The organism is Kribbella italica (assembly GCF_014205135.1).
Lineage (GTDB): Bacteria > Actinomycetota > Actinomycetes > Propionibacteriales > Kribbellaceae > Kribbella > Kribbella italica.
On sequence record NZ_JACHMY010000001.1, the window covers coordinates 1,467,751 to 1,490,901 of the forward strand.

Annotated in this window: 21 protein-coding genes; 11 read left to right on the forward strand and 10 right to left on the reverse strand. The window is 68.8% G+C overall.

What is annotated here, in order from left to right:
- The first annotated feature begins 18 nt into the window (after positions 1–18).
- The 7 genes from HDA39_RS06870 (at position 19) to HDA39_RS06900 (ending at position 8,436) form a co-directional block, all read left to right on the forward strand.
- The gene (locus tag HDA39_RS06870; RefSeq protein WP_184794391.1) at positions 19–1,521 is read left to right on the forward strand and encodes a pyridoxal phosphate-dependent decarboxylase family protein; all 1,503 of its coding nucleotides are present in this window, start codon (positions 19–21) and stop codon (positions 1,519–1,521) included.
- Positions 1,518–3,164 (forward strand): IucA/IucC family protein, encoded by a 1,647-nt coding sequence (locus tag HDA39_RS06875; RefSeq protein ID WP_184794392.1) that lies wholly within the window; start codon positions 1,518–1,520, stop codon positions 3,162–3,164. The genes HDA39_RS06870 and HDA39_RS06875 overlap by 4 nt, the downstream gene beginning before the upstream one ends.
- On the forward strand, positions 3,161–3,709 hold the full coding sequence (locus tag HDA39_RS06880; RefSeq protein ID WP_184794393.1) for a GNAT family N-acetyltransferase: 549 nt from the start codon (positions 3,161–3,163) through the stop codon (positions 3,707–3,709). The genes HDA39_RS06875 and HDA39_RS06880 overlap by 4 nt, the downstream gene beginning before the upstream one ends.
- Positions 3,706–4,947, forward strand: a complete 1,242-nt coding sequence (locus HDA39_RS06885; RefSeq protein ID WP_184794394.1) for a lysine N(6)-hydroxylase/L-ornithine N(5)-oxygenase family protein — start codon at positions 3,706–3,708, stop codon at positions 4,945–4,947. Before HDA39_RS06880 ends, HDA39_RS06885 begins: the two co-directional genes overlap by 4 nt.
- Positions 4,944–6,668, forward strand: a complete 1,725-nt coding sequence (locus tag HDA39_RS06890) for an IucA/IucC family protein (protein WP_184794395.1) — start codon at positions 4,944–4,946, stop codon at positions 6,666–6,668. The genes HDA39_RS06885 and HDA39_RS06890 overlap by 4 nt, the downstream gene beginning before the upstream one ends.
- Positions 6,669–6,831: 163 nt before the next feature.
- Positions 6,832–7,344, forward strand: coding sequence for a hypothetical protein (locus HDA39_RS06895; RefSeq protein WP_184794396.1), 513 nt, complete (start codon positions 6,832–6,834; stop codon positions 7,342–7,344).
- Positions 7,345–7,494: 150 nt separating this feature from the next.
- Positions 7,495–8,436: a Mom family adenine methylcarbamoylation protein gene (locus HDA39_RS06900; RefSeq protein ID WP_184794397.1), complete on the forward strand. Its 942-nt coding sequence runs from the start codon at positions 7,495–7,497 to the stop codon at positions 8,434–8,436.
- Between the two features lie 71 nt (positions 8,437–8,507).
- Here the strand turns inward: HDA39_RS06900 and HDA39_RS06905 are convergent, their stop codons facing one another.
- From HDA39_RS06905 to HDA39_RS06915, 3 genes are all read right to left on the reverse strand, one after another.
- Positions 8,508–8,663 (reverse strand): hypothetical protein, encoded by a 156-nt coding sequence (locus HDA39_RS06905; RefSeq protein WP_184794398.1) that lies wholly within the window; start codon positions 8,661–8,663, stop codon positions 8,508–8,510.
- 241 nt (positions 8,664–8,904) lie between these two features.
- On the reverse strand, positions 8,905–10,554 hold the full coding sequence (locus tag HDA39_RS42165; protein WP_184794399.1) for a PfkB family carbohydrate kinase: 1,650 nt from the start codon (positions 10,552–10,554) through the stop codon (positions 8,905–8,907).
- Positions 10,555–10,650: 96 nt separating this feature from the next.
- On the reverse strand, positions 10,651–12,183 hold the full coding sequence (locus HDA39_RS06915) for a PfkB family carbohydrate kinase (RefSeq protein ID WP_184794400.1): 1,533 nt from the start codon (positions 12,181–12,183) through the stop codon (positions 10,651–10,653).
- Positions 12,184–12,564: 381 nt separating this feature from the next.
- Between HDA39_RS06915 and HDA39_RS06920 the strand changes: the two genes are divergently transcribed.
- Positions 12,565–13,221, forward strand: coding sequence for a class I SAM-dependent methyltransferase (locus tag HDA39_RS06920; protein ID WP_184794401.1), 657 nt, complete (start codon positions 12,565–12,567; stop codon positions 13,219–13,221).
- A 49-nt stretch (positions 13,222–13,270) separates the two neighbouring features.
- Here the strand turns inward: HDA39_RS06920 and rox are convergent, their stop codons facing one another.
- The 5 genes from rox to HDA39_RS06940 form a co-directional block, all read right to left on the reverse strand.
- A complete protein-coding gene (gene rox / locus HDA39_RS06925; protein ID WP_337925656.1) occupies positions 13,271–14,686 on the reverse strand; it encodes a rifampin monooxygenase in 1,416 nt (471 codons plus the stop codon).
- A gap of 97 nt (positions 14,687–14,783) precedes the next feature.
- Complete coding sequence (locus tag HDA39_RS44080; protein WP_420488796.1) at positions 14,784–14,954, reverse strand: SbtR family transcriptional regulator; 171 nt, start codon at positions 14,952–14,954, stop codon at positions 14,784–14,786.
- 121 nt (positions 14,955–15,075) lie between these two features.
- On the reverse strand, positions 15,076–16,485 hold the full coding sequence (locus HDA39_RS06930) for a metallopeptidase TldD-related protein (protein ID WP_184794402.1): 1,410 nt from the start codon (positions 16,483–16,485) through the stop codon (positions 15,076–15,078).
- Positions 16,482–17,999, reverse strand: coding sequence for a metallopeptidase TldD-related protein (locus HDA39_RS06935; RefSeq protein ID WP_184794403.1), 1,518 nt, complete (start codon positions 17,997–17,999; stop codon positions 16,482–16,484). Before HDA39_RS06935 ends, HDA39_RS06930 begins: the two co-directional genes overlap by 4 nt.
- Before the next feature lie 68 nt (positions 18,000–18,067).
- The gene (locus HDA39_RS06940) at positions 18,068–18,355 is read right to left on the reverse strand and encodes a hypothetical protein (protein ID WP_184794404.1); all 288 of its coding nucleotides are present in this window, start codon (positions 18,353–18,355) and stop codon (positions 18,068–18,070) included.
- Between the two features lie 139 nt (positions 18,356–18,494).
- On the opposite strand from HDA39_RS06940, the gene HDA39_RS06945 reads away from it, so the two are divergent.
- Positions 18,495–20,249 (forward strand): DUF2207 domain-containing protein, encoded by a 1,755-nt coding sequence (locus HDA39_RS06945; protein ID WP_238355995.1) that lies wholly within the window; start codon positions 18,495–18,497, stop codon positions 20,247–20,249.
- Between the two features lie 54 nt (positions 20,250–20,303).
- On the opposite strand, the gene HDA39_RS06950 is transcribed toward HDA39_RS06945, so the two are convergent.
- Positions 20,304–21,083: a DinB family protein gene (locus tag HDA39_RS06950; RefSeq protein WP_184794406.1), complete on the reverse strand. Its 780-nt coding sequence runs from the start codon at positions 21,081–21,083 to the stop codon at positions 20,304–20,306.
- Positions 21,084–21,198: 115 nt separating this feature from the next.
- Between HDA39_RS06950 and HDA39_RS06955 the strand changes: the two genes are divergently transcribed.
- A complete protein-coding gene (locus tag HDA39_RS06955; protein WP_337925657.1) occupies positions 21,199–21,720 on the forward strand; it encodes an RNA polymerase sigma factor in 522 nt (173 codons plus the stop codon).
- Positions 21,717–22,415, forward strand: coding sequence for a hypothetical protein (locus tag HDA39_RS06960; RefSeq protein WP_184794407.1), 699 nt, complete (start codon positions 21,717–21,719; stop codon positions 22,413–22,415). The genes HDA39_RS06955 and HDA39_RS06960 overlap by 4 nt, the downstream gene beginning before the upstream one ends.
- On the opposite strand, the gene HDA39_RS06965 is transcribed toward HDA39_RS06960, so the two are convergent.
- Entirely contained in the window at positions 22,394–23,122 is a 729-nt protein-coding gene (locus HDA39_RS06965; RefSeq protein WP_184794408.1) for a class I SAM-dependent DNA methyltransferase, read from the reverse strand. The two genes, HDA39_RS06960 and HDA39_RS06965, sit on opposite strands and share 22 nt — an antisense overlap.
- Between the last annotated feature and the right edge of the window lie 29 nt (positions 23,123–23,151).

The window sequence follows — 23,151 nt, forward strand, 5'->3', positions numbered from 1 at the left end:
TTTTCCTGGAGTCGCTGGATGTCGCAGCAAGTGGGTCCCGCACCGTTGAGCTCATCGGTCCGGGCGCCGTACAGCCCGCACGTCGTGCAGTGGCCGTTGGCGTCCACGGTAGTGGATCGGGACCGCGGGCCGTTGCCGGCTGGGTTACCGGCCGACGTGTTGCGGCGAACGGCGGCGATGCTCGGGGAGCCGCGGGTGCCGTCGACCGGCGTCGGCGAGTCGGCGGCGCTGGATCTGATCGCCGGACTGCTGGAGCGGGACGGGATCGATCTCAGTCACCCGCACGCGGCGGCGCACCTGCAGCCGCCGGTGCTTCAGGTCGCGGTGGATGCCGATCGGCTGGCCTCGGCGAGCAACGCGTCCATGGACACCTACGACTCCGGCCCGGCGACGCTGGCGATCGAGCAGTGGGTGGTGCGGGCGCTGGCGGGGATGGCCGGGTTCGGTCCGGCGGCGGACGGCGTGCTGACACCGGGTGGCTCGATCTCCAACCTGCTCGCGATGCTGATCGCGCGCGACAACGCGGCTGCGGCGGCCGGTCTCGACGTACGGCGGAACGGCGTGTACGGGATGCGGCGCCCCGTGGTGCTGTGCTCCGAATTGGCGCACTTCTCGATCCAGCGCGCGTGTGCCGCGCTCGGGTTGGGCGAGGACGCCGTGATCGCGATCCCGACCGACGGTGACTTCCGCCTGCGCCTGGACGTCCTTGCTGACGAGCTGGCCCGGCCGGGGCGGACGCCGATCGCGGTGGTCGCCACAGCCGGTACGACGGACTACGGCTCGATCGATCCGATCGAGGGGATCGCGGAGCTCGCCCGTCCGTACGGCGCCTGGGTGCACGCGGACGCGGCGTACGGGTTCGGTGCCCTGTTCTCCGACCGGCTCGCGCCGCTGCTGGCCGAGCTGCCGGCGGCGGACTCGGTCACACTCGACCTGCACAAGATCGGCTGGCAGCCGGCCGCGACGAGCATGCTGCTGGTCGCGAACAAGGAACGCTTCTCGGCACTCGGGCGATCGGTCGACTACCTGAACCCGGTCGACGACATCGACTCCGGCCTGGACGGTCTGCTCGGGCGGAGTCTACAGACCACGCGCCGCCCCGACGCTGTGAAAGTCGCCACGACGCTGACCGCTTACGGGCGGGCCGGACTGGGCAAGATGCTCGACACCTGCCACGAGCTCGCGCACGCCGCCGCGGCCAGGGTCGTTGCCGACAGCAACCTCGAGCTGCTGGCGCCGGTGACCTTGACCACGGTGCTGTTCCGGGTCGCCGGGCGGGGCCTGGACGCGGCCGGCGTGGACGCGCTCCAGGGGGAGGTCCGGCGCCGGTTGCTGACGTCGGGACGGGTGCTGATCGGCCGGACCACCATCCCCGGCGGTGGTGACCGCCCGGCGGCGGTCGCGTTGAAACTGACGCTGCTCAACCCGAACGCCACCGCGCCGGACCTCGAGGAACTGCTCGACCTGGTCGTGGCCACCGGCCACAAAGTCCGGTCGGCCGGCGGCGAAGGAGCAGCGTGACCCCCACCACCGCAGCAGCTGTCACCACCCACCTGAACGCCATCCTCAGGTGCTACACGCGAGAGGCCGGGGTGCCGGTCTCACCTGGTCGCCTCAGTTTCTTGGTCGGTGATGCCGAAGTCACCGCCGAGGTGTTGCATGCTTCGCCGACCGGTCTGCACCTGTTCACGGACGTGCTCGTCGACGGCCAGGTCTCCGCGCCGGAGGAGCTTGTGCGGCTGCTCGCCGTCGATGCCGACCCCACCGAGGTCGACGACCTGGCCGCGCGCACCGCCGAGTCGGTCCGCAACGTCGCGACGTTCTTCGACGGCCCGGGCGCGGAGGCGCCCGGCCGCTTCCTCGCCCATGAGCAGGCCCTGCTCGTCGGGCATCAACTCCATCCCGCTCCCAAGAGCCGGGACGGGCTGAGCGGAGCCGAGCTGGCGGCGTACTCGCCGGAGCTCGGTGGCCGCTTCGCAGTGCACTGGTTCGAGGTAGACCAGAAGCTGGTCTCCTCGGATCAGGTGGCCGGTGCGCCGTCACTGCAGGGACTGGACGCCCCGCAACTGATGGCCGCACTGGCCGGTACGACGCCTGCCGCGGGTGCGGCGCTGATACCGGCGCACCCGTGGCAGGCCGAGTCCCTGCTCCACCGGCCGCGTGTGGCCGAGCTGATCCGCTCCGGTCGGGTCCGGCCGCTCGGACCGCTCGGCGCGCAGTGGTACCCGACCTCCAGTCTCCGCACGGTGTACCACCCGGACCTGCCGGTCATGCTCAAGCTGTCCCTCGGCCTGCGGATCACCAACTCACGCCGCGAGTCCACCCCGACAGAGCTTCGCCGCGGGCTCGAGATCAACCGCCTGCTCGACGCGGCGTACAACGCCGGTACGGCGACCGCCCACCCCGGCTTCTCGATCGTGCGCGACCCGGCGTGGGTAGCGCTCGACGAGGGCGGCCCAACGCTCACCGGACTCGACGTAGCTGTCCGGGAGGTCCCCGCTGACGTCGACAGCTACGCCTGTCTCGCCGGACTCGTCGCACCGCGGCTGGGCGGCGTCAGCCGCCTCAGCGCGCTCCCCGGCGTACTGGAGGATCCGGCTGCTTGGGTGGCGTCGTACGTCGACCACGTGCTCGTCCCGATGCTCTGCCTGTACGCCGAGACCGGTATCGGCCTGGAGGCGCACCAGCAGAACACGCTGGTCCGGCTCGACGACACCGGACGTGTCAGCGGCGGTGCGTACCGCGACAACCAGGGGTACTACCTGGCGTCGTCGTACCTGAAGGGCATGCTCGCGGTGACCGGTCTGCGCGACTCCACGCTGGCTGTGGTCGAGGACGCGATCGTCGACGACCGGCTGACCTACTACCTGCTGCACAACCAGGCGCTCGCAGTGGTCGGTGCACTGGGCGTCGACGGGGTAGCGGACGAGCTGGAGCTGCTGGACGTCGTACGGGATCGCCTGGCCGACGCGCTGCCGTCGCTGAAGGCTGCTGGACCTGACGGCGACCGGCTGGCTCAGCGCTGGCTCACGGCCGACCAGCTGCCCTGCAAGGCGAACATGCTGACCCGGCTGAAGGGCATCGACGAGGTGGTCGCACCGCTGGACAACCAGTCGGTCTACCTCGAGATCCCGAACCCCTTGCGGCTGGGCGCGGCTCGATGAGGTGCGAGGTCGCGCCGGTGCTGCACCTGGACGACGGCTTCGACCTCCGCCCGGCTCTTGCGTCCGACGCCGGTGTCGTGGCGCAGTGGATGGCGCAGCCGCACATCGTGCCCTGGTGGGAGTCGGACTGGCCGGTGGAGCGCTGGGCCCGGTCGCTGGACGAGCAGGCGGCGGGGGAGCACTCGGTCCCGTGCCTGGTCGCTGCTGACGGCACTGACCTGGGGTATGTGGAGCTGTACCGCGTCCGGCACGACCGGCTCGCGGAGTACTACGCCTGGCGCGAGCACGACTGGGGACTGCACGTCGCCATCGGCGACGTCGCCCAGGTGGGGCGGGGGATCGGGCGGCGGCTGCTGCGCGCCCTGGCCGACGCCGTACTGCGGGCCGATCCCCGCTGCGACCGCGTCGTCGCCGAACCCGACGTCCGCAACACCCCGTCGCTGCGCGCGTTCGCCGCGGCCGGGTTCGAGCCGGCCGGGGAGCTACAGCTGCCCGAGAAGACCGCACTACTGATGGTCCGCACCCGGACCGTGGAGGCATCATGACATCGGATCCGTACGACGTGATCGCGATCGGCGCCGGCCCGTTCAACCTCGGGCTGGCCGCGCTGGCCGACGGGCTGGACCTGCGGGTCGCCGTGCTGGACAGCCGGCCGGAGTTCACCTGGCACCGGGGGCTGATGTTCGACGATGCGATGCTGCAGGTCTCGTTCCTGGCCGACCTGGTCAGCCTGGTCGAGCCGGCGCACCGGCTGTCGTTCCTGTCGTACCTGCGGGACAGCGACCGGCTGTACCAGTTCTACGTGCGGGAGCAGTTCCACCCGACCCGGCGTGAGTACGAGTCCTACCTGCGGTGGTGCGCGGCGCAGCTGGACTCGTTGCACTTTGGGCGCGAGGTGACCTCGGTGGAGTGGTCCGGGTCGGTCTTCAAGGTGGTGGCGGGTGGTGAGGTCTTCGAGGCTCGGCACCTGGTGCTTGGAGTCGGCACTGAGCCCGCCGTACCGGCTGCACTCGCTGACCTGCCTGCTGAGCGGCTGCTGCACTCGGCCGACTACCTGTACCGGCGGGACGAGCTGCTGCGGGCTGGGCGGGTGACAGTCGTCGGGTCCGGGCAGTCCGGGGCGGAATGCGCGCTGGACCTGCTGCGGGCCGACGGACCGGCTGTCAGCTGGCTGACCCGTACGGCGTCGTTTGCGCCGCTGGACTACTCGAAGCTGGTGCTGGAGATGACCACACCGTCGTACGTGGATTACTTCCACGCGCTGGACGAGCCGGTGCGGGACCGGCTGGTCAAGGAGCAATGGCGGCACTACAAGGGGATCTCCTCCGAGACACTGGACCAGATCCACGACCTGCTGTACTCACGCGAGCGGTCTGCTGAGCTGCAGTGTGGTGTGGCGGTCACTGCTGCTGTTGAGGGGCCTGACGGGGTTGAGCTGACGCTGCGGCATACGGACAGCGGTCGGACCTTCCAGCACGTGTGTGACGTGGTTGTCGCCGCTACTGGTTACCGGAACCGGGCGCTGGAGTTTTTAGGGGACTCGGTCGAGTCGCTGGTGCAGCGGGATGCTGCGGGCCGGTGGGTGATCAACCGGGACCACAGTGTCGGCGGTCTGGCCAAGCTGTTCGTCTCGAACGCCGACCTGCACAGCCACGGCGTCGCGGCGCCGGACCTCGGCATCGGGGCGGTCCGCAACGCGACGATCCTGAACGCGGTCGCCGGGCGCGAGGTGTTCCGGCTGCAGAAGTCCACCGCCTTCACCAGCTTCGCCCAGCCCGCATGAGCTGGGAGCGCTGCTCGTCGGAGCTACTGGCGAAGCTGATCTCGCAGTTCTGCAGTGAGGCCTTGCTGACGCCCGTGGACGGCCGGCTGGAGCTGGGCTCGGTGGCCTACACCTTCGAGTACACCGAGGGCGCCTTCGCGACGTACCGGGTGACGCCGGGGTCCGTGCAGCGGACCACCGCCGGCATCCTCGGCAACGACGAGAGCGAACCGGCCATCGACCCGCTGCAGTTCCTGCTGGACGCAGGCGGCGTACTGGGGCTGGACGGGCCGACGCTGGCGGGCTACACGGCTGAGCTGTCCAGCACGCTCGCTGCCGACGTGCGGATGGCCTCCACTGCTGTGGGGAGTGAGGAGCTCGCTGACCTCCACCACACCCGGCTGGAAGGGCATCTGACCGGCCACCCCATCCTGGTCGCCAACAAGGGCCGCCTGGGCTTCTCCGCCTCCGACAGCGAGCTGTACGCACCAGAGGCCCGTACGCCGCTCCGGCTGGTGTGGCTGGCGGTGCGGCGAGGCCTGGCCGAGTTCCGGGGGACTCCTGACCTGTCGGAGCACGCGGTGGTCGGCCGTGAGCTGGGGCCTGAGGTTCTGGAGGCCTTTCGGGGCTCGTTGGTCGACCCGGACTCGTACGTCTGGTTCCCAGTCCACCCGTGGCAGCTCGACCACGTCGTCCGAACCCAGTGGTCCCGCGAACTCGCCACCGGCGAGATCGTCGTCCTGGGGGAGTCTGCTGACGACTATCTCCCTACCCAGTCCATCCGGACGATGGTCAACGTCTCGTCGCCCCTGCGCTACCAGGTCAAGCTGCCCCTGAAGATCCTCAACACCTCCGTCTACCGAGGCATCCCGACCCACTGCACGCTGGCCGCCCCGATGGTCACCCAGTGGCTCCGCGGCCTCTGGTACCGCGATGAGGTCCTGCAGTCCCTCGGCGCCGAACTCCTCGGCGAGGTCGCCTCCGTCACCGTCCGCCATCCCCAGCTCAACACGGCCCCCGGCGTCCCGTACCAATGGACCGAAACCCTCGGCTGCATCTGGCGAGACCCCTTGGACCCTCGCCTGCGTCCCAACGAAACCGCCTGGCCCTTGGCCGCCGTCCTCCACGTCGATGCCGCCGGCGAGCCCCTCGTAGCGACGTACATCAAACGCTCCGGCGTCACCCCCGAGGTCTGGATCAGCCATCTCCTCACCACCGTCCTCAGACCCCTGCTCCACCTCCTCCACCGCTACGGCATCACGGTCAACCCCCACGGCGAAAACCTCGCCATCATCTGCGACCCGTCCGGCCTGCCGTCCCGCCTGGTCGTGAAGGACCTCGTCGACGACGTCAACATCTCCACCACCCCCATCCCCGCCCGAGGCCTGGAACCCGACTCCCACGACCGAGTCCTTCCCCGCAAACCGTGGAACGTCCTCCGCCAGTACCTGGTCGACGCCCTCTTCCTGGGCGTCCTCAACCCGCTGTCCACCCTCGTCCCCGAGGTAGACCTCTGGGGCTTGGTCAGAGGCGAACTGGACCTGTACGCCACCCAGAACCCTCAGCTCGCATACCGGATTTCTGCCACAGCGCTGACCGGAGAAACGTTCACCCGGTACCCGCTGAACGGCTACCGCCTGACCCTCGGCTACACCGACCTGGACACCCGGCCCCCGATCCCGACAACGGGTGAGTTGCCCAATCCGCTCCATGCGACCGTCGCGCTACCACCGCAGCGTTGAAAGGCATCAGGGTCGTTGCGATCGTTGTGGCAGGTCGTTGTCGCATGTGAGACTTGGTTGATTGGCGTCGTCCTCACAGACAGGACCATTCACAGTGAGATGGATCGACAACCAGGCCCCAAGGTCAACAGGACCTCGCGGAGCGCAAGGATGTCAGCCGGCGATGTTGCCCAGTCGACCGTTACCGATGTGGGCCGACGACATCGGAAAGCATCGCAAACGCCTGTCCGACGCCTGGTCGGAGGACACGAGATACATGGGCGGTCTGGATCAGCCGGACGGCCACAGGGCCAAATCGAGCGGGCAGTGCGGAGTCAGTTCGGCCTGGCTGATCGAGCAGCTGCTCGATCGCGTCGACGCGTCGAGGCTGTCGTACTGCTACGGCCAGGTACGGCTCGGAACGACGCCGTTGCTGATGGCGCACTGCTGGGTCGAGGTCATGGAGAGTTCCTACGAGCAGCGCTGGATCGTCGACTGCACTGCCGACCAGGTCGAAGCCCTCCGACGGTACGAAGTCCTCTGCTGGCCGCACGACGAGCTCCTCGACCAGCTGGAGATCAGTTATGACGCCAGTATCGCGCGGCTTGGTTCCATCGAGCTGACCAACGATCTTGTCCAGAAGCGCCTGGACATCCTGAAGCACCGTTTGCGCACGCAGGAGAGTTCGGCCGCCTGACATCACCGGCCATGAGGAAACTGATGGTTCACCCGGTCGTACTCGTGAGTGAGGCCCAGCTCGCCGCATCTCTGGACGGAGCGTGCGAGACACGCATGAGCGTGAGACGTACCCATCGCGGATGCAAGGTCTACGACAGGAGGCGGCCGGATGAGCGCCCTTGCAATCGGGACAGAAGTTCCTGGCCTCCGGGAATCGGCCCGGACCCCCCTAACGCTCGAACTGTGCCGGTCGGGCGACGAGCGTTTCGCCACCACAGTCGCCGCCGCGGCCGCACGGAACGGCGTCGAGACGCGGGCACTCACCGTACGAACGCTGCTGCAGCTGCCTAGGGTTGCGGCGCACAGCGGTCGGATCCGGCGGCGTGATCTCGAGGCCGAGCTGCGGAACGCGGCGACCGGCCTGCAGGCCGACCAGGCCAAGATCCCCGACCTGGTCCCGACCGAGACATACACGCTGAGCGCACTGCACCTTGTCGAGTGCGCGACCGAGGACGCCGAGGCGATCTTCGGGAATCTGCACTATCTGCGGAGCGCCCGGCCCGGGTCGCGGAACTTCGCGTTGGTCGATCCGATCCATCGACGGCCGGTGACGTTGTGCAGCGTGTCGCCCTTGGACTGGGCGCTGGTGGGCAAGCAGTTGAGCCGGCAGTTCGGCGTACCGGCGGAGCGGATGTGGGACGTGTCGCGGGTCTACTCGTTCGACGTCGCGCCGGCCAATGCCATTTCGACACTGCTCGCCGGGGTCCGCAAGGAATTGTCCCGGACCGAACCGAGCGCGGAACTGCTCACCACGGTGGTCGACCAGAATCTCGGATTCACCGGTTCGAGCTATCGCGCGGCGAATTGGCAGCACTGGCTGTCGGTACGACCGCGGCCCTACCTGTACATCGACGGAGTCGCGATCAGCCTTCGCCAGTTGCGCAATCGGTACGGCACGCAGAGCCTGCTCGACGTGCGGGCGAGATCTGGGGTTGTGGTCGAGCAGAGCAGAGTCGCGCTGGCGGACTCGATGATCTACTGCGCCCGTGTGCGCGGAGTGACGGAGGTCGTCGAGCCTGCCGCGCGCCGACGGCTGCGTCGCCGCTCCTGACCTGCTGTCCTAGAGGACTGGGCTTGGTGCCGGCTCCCTGACCGAGTCAGGAAGCCGGCAGGTCGGTCGCTTCAGATGCCGAAAATCGCTGCGATCTGGAGTATCCCGAAAATGAAAACTGTGGTGAACGCGATCAGAAATGCGGTGAACAGTCTCCTCCAATACCGGATCGTGAACACGGCAATCAGGATCGCGATCAGGAGCAGCATTCCCTCGTTTGTCGGCATGGCATCTGCACCTCCGTCATGCTATTTCTGGTGCGACATCAGGTTGATAATGTCGCCAGTGGCTTCGGCGGTCGATGCTTCCATTCAACAGGAGATAGGAATGCCGTCAAGGCAGTCGAATCGACGGTCGGCGGGGCGTACTGGCGCCGATGAGGCGGCGGCAAGGGAAGTTTGGCGGCGAGACCGGACTCTGGTCACCGCCAGACTGTAAGTTTTGGCGCCAGTCGATCGTCGGCCGTGGCTAGTTCGGCCGGCGACTGTCGTCCCGTTGGTTCTCCGCGGCCAGTTCAGGGCTTTTGGCTACCCGGTTGACGGTCTCGAGCCGGCGATTGACATCGTCACGGTTTGGTAAAGAGTTGAAGGCTGGCGTCTCGTCCTTCGCCTCGACAGCCTTCGAGAACTCGGAGCCTGCCTGAGCCATCGCAGCTGTGGCCCATCGAACCGCCTCTGCGAGTCCGGGAGAGTCGCCGATTCCTGTTGGATCCTCGATGAGGCGATGGGCGATGGCGGCACAGAACGCGTCGCGCGAGATGGCGGAGTTTGCCATCGTGTAGAGGTGGTGAGGTGGGTTCTCCGTGATTACGTCCGCCATGTCCCGGTACACCGATGAACCGTGATCGTTCATCACGCAGACGTTCTTCACGCCCTGACTCAACAGGTGCTTGTAGAGGCTGTCGCCGGGCAGCGTGGGGTGTTCCTTCGAGAAGATCTGCTCGAACTCCCAACGGCGCCCGACTAGATAGTCCACATGTGTGAGAACACGGCGGGCGAGTTTGTTCCCTTCGACATATGGCTGTCCCGGGGTGACGATCACCTGAGGTCGATCAGGGGGAAGTCCTGCCACCATGGTCAGCAACTCTTGCATGATCCTGGTTGGAATCTCGAAGGTCACCAGCAAGGCATCGCACGAGGCGATCCGTGCGGATGCGGCGTTGATGTCCTGTGAGGTAATTCTTGCATGGCCACGGAAATTCACCGCCGTGCTGTCGCCGAGTGGTAGCTCGAAGATTCCCGTGAAGCTCGTTCCGCTCCAGTTGTCTTCGCCTTCGAGATATTCATTGTCGGCCTTGTTGGCAATTCTTATCAGAGATGTATCAACTCGTGCGGCCTGGAGTTGTCCGATAATCAAGTCTTGATACTCGTCGTCAGCGATGGTTGCCAGTAGTGCTGTATTAAGGCCAAGTCGCGCGGCGGCGATCGCCTGCATAAAACCTTTCCCGCCAGGAGTGACCTTGAAGCTCGAGGCCTCCGTGGAGGTTTCGTGAGGTGGGAAGTCGTGCACTCTGAACGTCAGGTCCATCGCCACGCTGCCGACCACGACTACTTTTCCGATGCTCTGTGCTGGAGGGCCAGCGCGGACTGACGGTGCGGTGCCGTTGCCTGGGGCCTCCAGGAGCGCCTTCGCCAGGACAGCCAGAGCTGTCAGTTCACCGCTCCGGCGAAGGTGCCGCGCTGTGGGAGGTTTCTGCCGATTGCCTTCGGGGCGGAGCTCTGCATTGCCTTTGGACAGAGCTTCGTGGAGGTGTGACCATCGCTCAACCAGCGCTGCCCGACGTTTGTCCAAAGTTGATTCGGTGAGTTCTGTCCTGTCTCTCTGGCTCAGGTTCTTGGGCAGCTGGTCATCAAGTGCCAGGACGATCCAGAGCACCAGCCGTTGAGTGGGATCCGGCAGGCTCGCGGTGCACTGAACGATCAGTCGGCGAATTGCGGGGAACATGTCATCGGGGTTTCCAATACGCTCGAACCGTCTGAAAGCGTAGAGTCTTGAAAGCCCTGCCGCGAGCGTAATCTTCGATGCCGGGACGTTGTCGGGTGGGATGCCGCGACCCTTACGAAGGCTCTTGAGGATCTCAAGTACTTCCTGGTGGGTTATTCGGTCGTTCCGTTCCACATGGGCCCCCTCGGCTCGCCGCGAGGTCTATTATGGGGAGAAGTTGCCCACCTTGACAGTCCGCGCGAGTTAAATGGTCTTCAGTGCAGGTGTAGGTCAGAAGTTCTGGGCCTCGCGGAGTTTGCGGTTGATGCGGTCGCGGTCGGGCATCGTGGTGGCCAGCGGGAAGTCCTCGGCGGCGCAGGCCATGGCGGCGGTGACCCAGCGGGCGGCGGCCGGCGTGAGGGTCGGGCCGTCGTCGATGAGTTTGGCGGCGAGGGCGGCGCAGAAGGCGTCGCGGGTGATCGAGACCTCTTTGAACGGGGAGCGGGAGACCGTGGGGAGACGGTCGATGGTCGGGGCGGTGCGCGAGTAGATCAGGCCGCCGCCGTTGCCGAGCAGGCACAGGGTGCCGACGCCGCCGTCCAGCAGGTGTTCGCCGAGGCGGTCGGCGTCGAAACGGTCCTGGTCGGTCGGGCGGTAGCGGGCGAGCTCCCAGGCGTGCGCGACGAGGTAGTCGATCTGGCCGAGGGCCGGGCGGGAGATGCGGCCGTCGGGGTGTGGCTGGCCGGGAGTGACGATGACGATCGGCCGGGTCGTCTCGTTCGAGTGGGCCAGGCCGAGGGTGCGCTGGACGGTTTCGCGGGGGACCTCGAAGGTGAGCAGCAGCGCGTCGCAGTCCGCGATCTGCCGGCCCAGCAGGTCGACGTCGCGGACGGTCAGGCTGATCTCCTTCTCGTTGCGCCAGACCGCCGCGATGCTGTCGCCCAGGTCCAGTTCGAAGACCCCGGTCATCGGCGTCCGGGCACCGCGGACGATCTTGAGCAACGACGTGTCGACGTTCTCGGCGCGCAGGTGCTGGACGATCTCGTGACCGAACGGATCGTCGGCGACCGCGGCGACCGCGGCGACCATCGACACCTTCAGACCGAGGCGGGCGGCGGCGATCGCTTGGGTGACCCCCTTGCCGCCGGGCGTGAGGGTGAAGTCGTGCGCGGGGACGGAGGTCTCGTGCTGGGGGATCATCTTGGTCCGGAAGATCGCGTCCATCACGGCGCCGCCGACGACGATCACGCGGCCCGCGGGGGCGCTCGGCGGCGGGTCCGGATCGGTCGCGCTGGACAGCGGGCCGGCGGTGGGGGAGACCGGACCCGGTTGGATCAGGCGGCGCGCCAGTTGGCGGAGTACTTCGGGTTCGGTGCTGCCGCGCAGGGTGCGGTCGCTGGGTGGTTCGGTGGCGGTCTCGCCCATCGCCTCGTGGAGGCGGCGCCAGTTCGCGAGCAGCGTCGCGCGGCGGCGGCCGACGGCGCCGGCGCGCAACGACTGGATCACCTTGTCATCGAGGCCGTGCTGCGCGTAGACGTCGGCGAGAACGCCGAGGCCGAGGACGGCGTCGGCGACGATGCGGTGGGTCGCGTTGCCGGTGTCTCGGACTGCCTGGGCGATGATCTGCAGGGCCGCGTCCGGCCGGCCGATCTCCTGCCGTTCCGCGTGTGCGCGGACGACGGGCAGGTTGAGCAGGGAGGCGACGTCCTCGTTCTTGGTGTCCTCGAGCCTGGCCAGAACCACGCCGGCCCGCATCCGGAGCGCTCTCAGCGCATGCGTCAGTACGACGGCGTCGGATGAGTCCGGATCATCGCGGTTGGCCATTCGCCCCCCGGCTTCATCGTGGTTCCCCTCCAGTATGGGAAGCGGGGTGCCGGCTCGCACCGCGGGCCGGAGTGTCCGCGGCGCCGGCCGGCCGCGCGGTGAGGGCTCAGTTGGATACCAACCGCCTACAGGTCTGATGACGGCCAGTAGCCGCCGGGGCGAGCAGGTCCGGATCCGGCCGGCCGGTCAGTGTCTCGCCGGTCCCGGTTTCGGCTGGCCAGGGACGGTGCGAGCCGGAGAATGTTGCTATTAGCAATTAATTGGGCCAGGTCGTTGCGGTTGGCAAAGGAGAGGCGGCGGGAAGACGGGTCGTGAGTTGTCGCGTAGGCTGCAGCGGGTCTGCCGGTTTCTCTGATCGGCACGGCGACCACGGGGAGCAGGATGAAGACTGAGCAGGAGCTCGCGAGGGCTCAGCAGGACAGGTGGCAGCGGGCGTACGACGAGAACCCGCGGCTGCACGGGTCGGAGCCGTCGGCGGCCGCGCGGTGGACGGTTCGGCTGTTCGGTGCCGCGGGCATCGACGACGTGCTGGAACTCGGCGCCGGGCACGGGCGGGACGCGTTGTACCTGGCCCGGCAGGGGTTCAGCGTGCACGCGACGGACTTCAGCGAGTCGGCGCTCGACCAGTTGCGGCTGGACGCTCAGCGCGACGGGCTGGACGATCGGGTGACGGCCGCGTTGCACGACGTACGCGATCCGTTACCGCCCGCTGACGCGACGGTGAACGCGGTGTACGCGAACCTGCTGCTGAACATGGCGTTCACCCGGTCGCAGCTGCGGTCGCTGATGAACGAGGTCCGGCGGGTGCTGCGGCCCGGTGGGCTGTTCGTGTACTCGGTGTGGTCGACCGAGGATCCGCACTTCGGCAAGTGCCCGGAGGTCGGTGACGGCCTGTACGCCAAGGACGGTTTTGCCGGGCGGTTCTTCGATCGGGAGCTGATCGGCGAGCTGGCGGATCACTGGGAGCTTGGTGGAGCCGACGCGTACGACGAGGGGCCGCGCAAGCTCTGGCGAGTCACTCAGGCGAAGCCTGCCTGACCGCCTGACCGCCTGACCGCCGTGGGAGATCGGCGTTCGGCCCGCGAACTCAGGCGACCGGCTGGCCGAACCAGCGGTTGAGCTGCGCGTCCAGGTCCTGCTGCTTGTCCCCGATCCAGGCGACGTGGCCGTCGGGGCGGAGCAGGACGCACGGGACGTCCAGTGGAGCAGTGGGATCGGCGAGGTGGTCGACTCGGTCGGACCAGGCGCCGACGGTCAGGCGTTCGGTGCGGTCCAGCAGGAGGCCGCGGCCTCGGTGCAGCTGGTCGTAGAGGCGGCCCTGTCGCAGGTCGAGATCGCGCAGGCGTCGGCCGAGGAGGTCCGGACCTTCGCCGACGTCGTAGCGAAGGTCGATCGCGGTGATCTTCTCGATCAGGTGGCGGTTCACCTCCTTGAGGTCCATCAGCTCGGTGAGCAGCCGCCGTACGGCCTGCGGACCCGGCTCGGTGGACGACAGCTCCAGTTGCGCGCGGGTGTTGTCCAGCACGTCCGCAGCGACCGGACGGCGCTCGGCCTCGTACGTGTCCAGCAGGGTTTCCGGAGCCCAGCCGCGGATCTGTGCGGCCAGCTTCCAGCCGAGGTTGAAGGCGTCCTGGATCCCCAGGTTGAGGCCCTGCCCGCCGGTCGGTGGATGGATGTGGGCCGCGTCGCCGGCCAGCAGCACGCGCCCGACCCGGTAGCGTTCGGCCAACCGGGTGGCATCCCCGAAGCGGGACAACCAACGCGGCGAATGCACGCCGAAATCCGTCCCGGCGAGGGCGCGCAACTGGTGCCGGAAGTCCTCGAGCGTCGGCGCCTCCGCGCGTTCGCTGACGTCCACGACGGGCACGACGACGCGATAGAGACCTTGGCCGAACGGCGTGAGACTGAAGCTCTTGCTGGTCTGCTGAACCTCGGTCACCTTGGCGGCGATCTCCTCTTGCGGCGCCGCGACTTCCAGCTCGCCCATCAGCGTCTCGGTCCGCGACGGCTCGCCGGGGAATCCGACGCCGAGCAGCTTGCGCACCGTGCTGCGGCTGCCGTCACAGCCGACGAGGTAGCGCGCCCGCAACCGTTCGCCGTCCGGCAGCCCGACGGTCACGCCGTCGTCGTCCTGCGCGATACCGGCGACCGTGCCGCCGCGCCGAACTTCCGCGCTCAGATCGATCGCGTGTTCTTCGAGCAGCCGTACGACGACCGGCTGCGGGATGCCCAGCAGGTAGGCGTGCGCGGAGTCGAGGCCCTCGGGTACCGGCTTGCTGATCGCGGCGAAGAACCCGGCCGCGGGGCGCCGCCTCCCGTGGGGGAGCAGGCGCTCCAGCAGCCCGCGCATCGCCATCACTTCGAGGCTGCGGATGTGCAGACCGACGATGCGGACGAACGACACCGGTTCGGTGTCCTTCTCCAGAACGAGAACGCGGACGTCGTGCAGCCGGAGCTCGGCGGCCAGCATCGCGCCGGTCGGCCCGCAGCCGGCGATGATCACGTCGTACAGGAGGGTCTCGATTCTTCGTGCGGTGTCACGGACGACTGCAAGCTACAAGCCCCGGTACGACGTCGTCCACACCTTTCCAGCTGCTTGCCTAGGGCAACGGCTGCTGCGGCCGGAGGCCGTCGAGGACGAGCGCGAGCATGCGCGGCGAGCGGTCGTCCGGCCCGCGCGCCGCCCGCCACAGCGCGCCGGTGAGCTGCAGGAAGTCGCCGGGGTCGGCGTCGGTACGGATGCTGCCGTCGTGCTTGCCCGCGTCGAGCAGCTGATGCGATCGGCAGGGGCTGCCGCCTGGGCGCGCTGCCGCGAGGGCGCGCTGCCGTCTCGGAGCGGCTGTTGTGCGAGCCGTCGTACGGGAGGCTCCTGGGGGAGCCTCCCGGGACTGATCAGTTCGCTTGGCTTGGGGTGGACATGTTGAAGTCGGGGATCAGGAGAGGCGGCGTCGCGGTGCGGGAGAACTCGTCGCCCCATTCGCGGGAGAAGGACGGGACGGTGGCGCCGGCCGTGGTGAAGCGGTCGAGGAGGTCGATCGGGCTTTCGTTGAAGCGGAAGTTGTTGACCGCGGCGGTGACCTCGCCGTTCTCGACCAGGTAGACGCCGTCGCGGGTGAGGCCGGTGACCAGCAGGGTTTGCGGGTCGACGACGCGGATGTACCACAGGCAGGTGAGCAGCAGGCCGTGGTCCATGCCGGCGACCAGGTCGTCGACCGAGCCGGTGGCACCGTCGACGGACAGGACGTAGTTGTCGATCGTCGGCGTGACCGCGGGAGCGCCGGTGAGGTCCGCGGTGAAGCGGCTCTGCATCAGGTTCTCGAGCTTGCCGCCGCGGATCCAGTCGGTCGCGGTCAGCGTGAGGCCGTTGTCGAAGACGCTGGACGATCCACCGGACGACCGCGCGACCGCGAACGGGAACGTCTCCAGGCCCGGCAGGTGCGGGTCGGAGCGGAGGTTGACTGGCTGCTTGGACAGTACGTCGTCGACGCGGGAACCGCCGCCTGGCTTGGAGAACGGGCTGTTGCCGTCCGCGGCGTCACGGCCGTCGAGCGTCCAGAACAGGTACGTCGTCAGGTCGGCCACAGCGGCCGGCGGCAGGATCGTGGGGTGCCGGCCCGCGTCGACCGCGACCGTCCGCGAGGCCCAGCCGAGCCGGCGGGTGAGCTCGGCGTCGAGCGTGTGTGGGTCGATGTCGCTGAAGTCCCGGGTCGCGGCACCCGCCCAGGCGGACTGCGCGAGATCGCCGGACTTGCCGGTCGCGCTGACGAATCCGCGGGGGAGCGAGTGCCGCAAACGCATCCCGGCCGACGATCCGGCGTACAGCGTGACGACCTCGTGGTCGGCGAAGCCGTAGAGCCAGCGGCCTTCCTTGCCCGCCCGGCCGAGCACTTCACCGAGCGCCGGCGCGAACTTCTCGTACACGTTGACGGAGGTCTCGTCGGCCTCCTCGTCCCAGCCCGGGCCGACGGTGCCGTCGACCAGGGGGCGTGCGTCCTCGGCCGGCTCGGCGTCGCGCGCCGTCGCGACCGCGGCCTCGACGATCTCGTGCAGCGTCTCCGAGGTGACCGACGAGCGGCTGACGATGCCGACCGCCGTGCCCTCGCCGGCGCCGACCGTCGCGATCACCGTGACGCTGGTGCCGCGCATCGCGCCATTCGTGGTGAGGGTGTTGTTGGCCCAGCGCAGGTTCGCGCTGGAGGTCTCGGCGACGAGGACGACACAGCCCTCGGCCCCCTGCGCGGCCGCGAGCTCCAGGGCCTGCTCGACGGTGTCCTGCGGGGTGAGCTGAATGGCGGTCGTCACCGGCCGGCCTCCTGCGTGGTGTTGAGGATGTTGACGTCGCGGAACAGGGCGGACGGGCAGCCGTGGGTGACCGCGCCGGACTGGGACGGCTGCGCCTTGCCGCAGTTCAGCGCGCCGCCGAGCAGGTAGGTCTGCGGGCCGCCGACCGCCGCCATCGAGCCCCAGAACTCGGTGGTGGTCGCCTGGTACGCGACGTCGCGCAGCTGGCCGTCGAGCTTGCCGTCGGTGATCTTGAAGAACCGCTGGCCGGTGAACTGGAAGTTGTAGCGCTGCATGTCGATCGACCAGGACTTGTCGCCGACGATGTAGATCCCGTTCTGCACCTGGCTGATCAGCTCCTCGGTGGAGGGGCCGTCGGGCGCGGGCTGCAAGGAGACGTTGGCCATGCGCTGGATCGGGATGTGGCCGGAGGAGTCCGCGTACGCGCAGCCGTTGGAGCGTTCGGTGCCGAGCACGTCCTCGTTGACCTTCGCCATCCGGCGGTCCACCTGGTAGCCGACGAGGAGGCCGTCCTTGACCAGGTCCCACTGCTGACCGGCGACGCCCTCGTCGTCGTACCCGACGGTGGACAGGCCGTGCTCGGCGGTGCGGTCGCCGGTGACGTGCATGATCGGCGAGCCGTACTTGAGTGTGCCGAGCTGGTCGAGGGTTGCGAAGCTCGTGCCGGCGTAGTTGGCCTCGTAGCCCAGGGCGCGGTCGAGCTCGGTGGCGTGGCCGATCGACTCGTGGATGGTCAGCCAGAGGTTCGTCGGGTCCACGACCACGTCGTACCGGCCCGGTTCGACGCTCGGGGCAACCATCTTGTCGGCCAGCCAGCCGGGGATCTGCGCGAGCTCGGTGTCCCAGTCCCAGCCGGTGCCGGTCAGGTACTCCCAGCCGCGGCCGGCCGGTGGCGCGCAGGTGGTCATCGTGTCGAAGCGGCCCGACTCGGGGTCGACCGACGTCGCCTGGATCGAGGGGCCGATGCGGACGCGTTGCTGCGTGTACGACGTGCCTTCGGAGTTCGCGTAGAACTTGCACTCGTGCACGGACGCGACGTGCGCGTTGACGTGGGTGACGCCGTCGGCCTCGAGCAGGCGGCGGCTGTAGTCGGCGAGCAGCGCGACCTTCTCCGCGCGCGGCACGCTGAACGGATCCACCTCGTACGACGAGACCCAGGTGACGTCGTCGTACACCGGCTCGTCGGCCAGCTCGATCGGCTCGGTGTTGATCGGGCGGGAGACCTGCGCCAGGTTGACCGCCTGCTCGGCGACGGCGACCGCACTGTCGGTGGTCAGTGCGACGGCGGCGGCGAAACCCCACGTGCCGTCGTGCACGACACGCACGGCCAGGCCGAGGTCCTCGTCGTCGCGGGCGCTCTCCAGCGCGCCGTCGCGCAGGGCGATCGACTCCGAGCGGATGCGCTCCAGCCGGAACTCCGCGAAAGTCGCGCCGAGATCCTTGGCACGTTGCAGGGCGGCGCCGGCCAGCTCGTGGCGCGGAAGGGCGAGGAAGGACTCGTCGAGGTCAGGCACGGGAACGACCTTAGTACGTCGTACGGACGGTTTTCGCGCGGATCGAATGCGTTGTGGACAACGCCGCCTCACATCCCGTGGACGTCGATGTGCCGGGCCTCGTCGACGGTGGTGCGGGAGGGCCAGGAGTCGATGGGGCGGAGCAGGCCGGAGGCGAACCAGGCTTCGATGGAGCGGTGCTCGTGGGGGTCGGGGACGTAGACGACGCGGGCGGACCAGTCGCCGGAGTTGGTGCGGCGCCACTCGAGGATGAGGCCGGGCCAGGGGCCTCGTTCGTGGGCGGTCGCCAGGACCCAGCAGTGCCGTCGGTGCCGCCCTGGCGGCTGTTCGCGTGGATAGCGGCGATTGGTCCCCATGGATCTAGAATAGAACAGGTGTTCCCTTGTCCTTCCTGGTTCTCGGTGCCGAGACTGCCTGCCCGAAGCGGTGGACCTCGGGCCCGGGAAGATGGTTGCGCAGATCAACGAGTGCTCGGTGCCAGGAGGGCGTACGGCGATGGCCGGTTCAGTGGTGAGACGTCGACGCAAGGACGCGCTCTGGTTGGTGGCCGGCGGCCTGGTGATCGGGCTCGTCGGGCTGCTGGTGGGGCTGCTCGGGCAGTCGGGCGAGCAGGTCGCGCGGATGTGGGTGGGGGCGGAGGTCCGGGAGGACGGGAGTGCGCGGATCACCGAGGTGATCGACTACGACTTCGCCGGTGCGGACAAGCACGGGATCTTCCGGACCGTGCCGCTGGACGCGCGGGGCGACCTGACGGACGTCTCGGTCACGATGGACGGCGCCAAGGTCCCGTTCCGGGCCAGCGGCACGCTGCTGACAGAGCTGGTGATCGGCGACCCGGCGTCGACGGTGACGGGGACACACCGGTACCGGATCGAGTACACGCTGCGGACCCTGGGCAACCTGGAGCGGCTGGCGTGGGACGCCGTCGGCACCGAGTGGGAGGTGCCGATCAGGCAGGTCGAGGTGCACGTCGTCACGCCGTACGCGCTGCGCTCGGTGCTTTGTGCGGCAGGGACGTACGGGTCCGGCGATCCCTGCGGGACGACGCGGCAGCCTGTGCCGGGACAGATCGATGCCAGTCATGGAGGCCTCGACAAGGGGCAGGGCCTCACTGTCTACGGGACGTTCACCAAGGCCGGTGGCGGCGGGGCGACCCTGCCCGCGGCGCCGACCGGGCCGGCGCCGTCCGAGGCCGAAGGACACCTGGTGCAGGGGTGGTTGTGGATCACCGGCATCGCCCTCGCGGCGGCTGTGCTGGTCACGGGACTCCTGCAGTTCGCGGGACGGGCGCGGGTGCGGGGCGCGGACGGCAGCATCCGCCGGATGGATGCCGGCCGGCTGGCGCGGACCGTTCGGCCGTCGGGCCTTCCGCCCACGGAGCTCGGACCGGCCCAGGCCGGGATCCTGCTGACCGGGCAGGTTCGCAAGAACCATCTGGTCGCGTGGCTGCTCGGCGCCGGGCTGGACGGCCACCTGCGGATCACCGGGGCGACCCGGCCGGTACTGCGCAAGGCCGACGAGGAGCCCGCCGACGCCGACGAGCTGACCCGGCGCGTGATCGGCACTCTGTTCGCCAACAACCGGGATGTATCGCTGCGCAAGCACAACCGGAAGTTCGCCGAGGCGTGGAAGGAACTGGAGGCCGGGTTGAAGGCCTGGCGGCAGTCCGACGAACTGGAGCTGTGGGTGCCGGGTGCGGAGCGCTCGCGCCGGGTGGCGCTGTTCGGCGGCGTACTGGCCACTGTCGCCGGAGTGGTCGTGCTGATCTTCAGTGCCGGCGGTGTGCTGGACACGGGCACGGGCTGGCGGGTGCCGACCGCGATCGGCGCGGCCCTGGCCGGTGGTGGTCTCGCGGCAGCGGTCCGGTCGTGGGAACTGGTAGCCCGTACGGCGCGAGGTTCGGAGCTGTGGTGCCAGGCCGAGGCCTACCGCCTCTACCTCGTCGGCCTCGACGGCTGGGACGGTCGCGACGAGGACCTCCTCACCGCCTGGGCCGCTGGACTCGGCGAAACCACCTCCTGGGTGCTCGCCGCTGAGCGCGCCACGAAGAAGGGCGGTTCGGCCCGGCTGGCCCAGCCCGAGTACGACCACGTCCGCTGGCAGCTAGGTTTGTACCTGCCCGCCGCGACCGACAGCGCCAGGTCGTCCAGCGGTGGTTCGGGCAGCTCGTCCTCCGACAGCAGCTACAGCGGCAGCTCCAGCAGCGGCGTAGGCGGAGGCTCCGGCGGCGGAGGCGGCGGCTCCTGGTGACGAGCCACCTGGCTCAGTAGTCGATGAGTTCGCGAAGAGCGCCCAGGTGGCGGGTCACGACTCGAGGGTGGTGAGGTCTCGGGTGGTGTAGCGGTGGTGGTCCAGTTCTTCTTCCATGAGGACGTAGAGGCATTCGGCGATTGGGCGGTTGCCTTCGGGGTAGCCGGGGGCGGGGGTGCGGGGGCAGGGGTGGTTGAGGTCGGGGTGGGAGTTGAGGATGTCGCGGACGGTCGCCTGGCGGGAGTGGCGGGCTGCGAGGACCTCGGCGTACGACGGAGTGGCGGTGAGCGTCATGCCCAGGGCGGCGGCGTCGGTGGGGGAGTAGGCGGACTGCGGGAGGGCCAAGGGGTGGAACGGGTTCTCCTGGTCGAGGATGGTGCGGCTGGCCCAGGAGTCGGTGATGAAGACGAGGTGGCGGAGGGTTTCGGTGAACGACCACTCTTCGTCGACGCGTTGGGAGAGCAACGCTTCAGGGAGCTGCGAGGCGCGGCGCGTGGTGGCGGCCCAGAGGGACTCGATGGTGGTCCACAGGGCGCGGAAGTCGTCGAGGCCGGCGACCGAGCGGAGCTGGACGCGTTCGGGGTGGCGGCGGTCGAGCTCGGACTCGACGTACGCCGTGACGTCGACGCCGTTGACGACCAGGTTCTCGACGTACCCGGACATCGAGACGTCGACCAGGGCGGCGTCGACGACCTTGGCGCCGGTCAGGTCGCAGTCGACGAAGCGGGTGCCGCGGAGGTCGGCGACGTGGAAGCGGGCGCCGTGGAAGCGGTCGGTGTCGGGGGTGCGGTCGTGGCCGGCGGACCAGCGGTGCGGGCCGAACTGTGCGGTCATGGTCAGCATTCTGGACCGGATCCAGGACGATTTCGGGTAGTGGGAACCGCGAACGCCGCCGTGGTGTAGTTCAGGCACAGGGAAGGGAGGCGGCATCAGCGACGAGGCCGCGATCGTGCACCGGGTCCGGGGTGGTGATTCCGCCGCCTACGCGGAGCTGGTGAACCGTCATGCCCAGGTGGCGCAGCGGATGGCGGTGCTGCTCGGTGCCGGTGCGGACGCCGACGACGTGGTGCAGGAGTCGTTCGTGAAGGCCTACCGGGCGCTCGGCAGCTTCCGGACCGACTCGGCCTTCCGGCCCTGGCTGCTGCGGATCGTGGCCAACGAGACGCGCAACCAGGTCCGCTCCAGACAGCGGCGCGTACGGCGTGAGGAGCTGGTGGCGCTCCCCGACGAGGTGCTCGACGACCCGGCGACCGCTGCGCTGTCGTCGGAGCGCAGACGCGAGTTGCTGGACGCGCTGAAGGCCCTGCCCGAGCAGTACCGACTGGTGGTGACGTGTCGCTACCTGCTGGAGCTGGACGAGCAGGAGACCGCCACAGTGCTCGGCTGGGCGAGGGGCACGGTCAAGTCGAGGCTGCACCGTGCCCTGAAGAAGCTACGGACTCAACTGCCGGACAAGGAGGTGCAGCGATGACTGATGAGCAGCTGGCTGAAGAGCTGCGGGCGCTCGGGCGCACCTTCACACCTCCTGTTGCACCTGACCTGGCGACGGCCGTGCTGGAACGTGTGGCCGTACGCCGTACTGCCGGCGAGGTGATCCGGAGCAAGTGGCGGGCCCTGCTGGCGTTGCTGGCCGTCCTGGTCGCGGGTGCCGTGGTGGCTCCGCCGGTCCGGGCTGCTGTGGCGGAGTGGCTGAACATCGGCGGCGTGGAGGCCCGGCCTGTCCCCAGCGGCCCGACCAGTGCACCCGGTCCGCCGGTTGTCACCGGGCAGCTGTCACTCCAGGAGGCCGGTCGGCTCGCTGGAATCACACCGCTCGTCCCCAAGTGGCTCGGTAAGCCGGACGGCGTCGAGGCGTCAGGCGGCAAGGTGGCGATGAGCTGGAACACAGCGGACGGCGTCGTACGGCTGGAGCAGTTCAAGGACCGGTTGTCGCCGTACTACGTGAAGAAGTACTACGACTCGCTGGAGCCTGTGCCGGCGGTCAACGGCTACTGGTTCAGTACGCCGCACGAGCTGGTGCTGGAGGACCAGTACGGCAACGAGCGGTACGAACGCGTCGCCGGTCCCACGCTGGTCTGGCTGTACGACGGCCTGACGTTCCGGCTGGAAGGCGCGGCGGACAAGGACCGCGCCACGGAGATCGCTCAGTCGGTGGAGCGGCCGTAGACCGAGACGTGCATGCCCTCGCCGGTGTAGCGCTCCTTCTCCCAGCCGCCCCAGCGGTCGACCAGACGCAGCCCGGCCAGGCGGGCCATCAGGTCGAGCTCCGACGGCCAGGCGAGCCGGCAGGAGATCGGGCCGAGATGGACCCCGGCCGCGTCGAGGCGGACGTGGTTCTCGTCGAGGATCTGGGTCGCCGGGTCGTAGCGGCAGACGTCGAGCACGACGTACGACGGTTCGACCTGCTCGGCGTTGACGTACTGGTTGCTCGGCAGCCAGGCGCTCGGGACGGCGGCCTCGATCAGGAAGACGCCGTCGTCGGTGAGGTGGCGGGCGGCGTTCTCGAAGCAGCGGACCTGGGCGTCCTGGGTGAGCAGGTTGAAGATCGTGTTGAAGACCAGGTAGACGAGCGGGTACTGGCGGCCGGTCGTGGTGGTGGTCATGTCGCCGACGAGGACGTCGAAATCGGCGCCGGGCCTGGTGCGGAGCTGCTCGGCCATGTCGGGCGACAGCTCGATGCCGTCGACGCGCATACCGCGTTGGGCCAGCGGATGCGCGATCCGGCCGGTGCCGATGGCGAACTCCAGGGCCGAGTCGCCGCGAGCCAGGTCGGCGAGGAGGTCGACGGCCACCTGCTCGTCGCCGCGGGAGGACTTGACGTCGTTGGCGGCGACGGCGGGACCGAAAGCAGCTGCTGGATCGAAGTCGCGCATGGTCTCAGCCTTGCGGGAGCGGGCGAGGT

Bases quoted from the DNA above. Each gene is read 5' to 3' on its own strand.
- HDA39_RS06870 (WP_184794391.1), top strand. From the start codon at position 19: ATGTCGCAGCAAGTGGGTCCCGCACCGTTGAGCTCATCGGTCCGGGCG.
- HDA39_RS06880 (WP_184794393.1), top strand. From the start codon at position 3,161: ATGAGGTGCGAGGTCGCGCCGGTGCTGCACCTGGACGACGGCTTCGAC.
- HDA39_RS06885 (WP_184794394.1), top strand. From the start codon at position 3,706: ATGACATCGGATCCGTACGACGTGATCGCGATCGGCGCCGGCCCGTTC.
- HDA39_RS06890 (WP_184794395.1), top strand. From the start codon at position 4,944: ATGAGCTGGGAGCGCTGCTCGTCGGAGCTACTGGCGAAGCTGATCTCG.
- HDA39_RS06895 (WP_184794396.1), top strand. From the start codon at position 6,832: ATGTTGCCCAGTCGACCGTTACCGATGTGGGCCGACGACATCGGAAAG.
- HDA39_RS06900 (WP_184794397.1), top strand. From the start codon at position 7,495: ATGAGCGCCCTTGCAATCGGGACAGAAGTTCCTGGCCTCCGGGAATCG.
- HDA39_RS06905 (WP_184794398.1), bottom strand. From the start codon at position 8,663: ATGCCGACAAACGAGGGAATGCTGCTCCTGATCGCGATCCTGATTGCC.
- HDA39_RS06915 (WP_184794400.1), bottom strand. From the start codon at position 12,183: ATGGCCAACCGCGATGATCCGGACTCATCCGACGCCGTCGTACTGACG.
- HDA39_RS06920 (WP_184794401.1), top strand. From the start codon at position 12,565: ATGAAGACTGAGCAGGAGCTCGCGAGGGCTCAGCAGGACAGGTGGCAG.
- HDA39_RS06940 (WP_184794404.1), bottom strand. From the start codon at position 18,355: ATGGGGACCAATCGCCGCTATCCACGCGAACAGCCGCCAGGGCGGCAC.
- HDA39_RS06945 (WP_238355995.1), top strand. From the start codon at position 18,495: ATGGCCGGTTCAGTGGTGAGACGTCGACGCAAGGACGCGCTCTGGTTG.
- HDA39_RS06950 (WP_184794406.1), bottom strand. From the start codon at position 21,083: ATGACCGCACAGTTCGGCCCGCACCGCTGGTCCGCCGGCCACGACCGC.
- HDA39_RS06960 (WP_184794407.1), top strand. From the start codon at position 21,717: ATGACTGATGAGCAGCTGGCTGAAGAGCTGCGGGCGCTCGGGCGCACC.
- HDA39_RS06965 (WP_184794408.1), bottom strand. From the start codon at position 23,122: ATGCGCGACTTCGATCCAGCAGCTGCTTTCGGTCCCGCCGTCGCCGCC.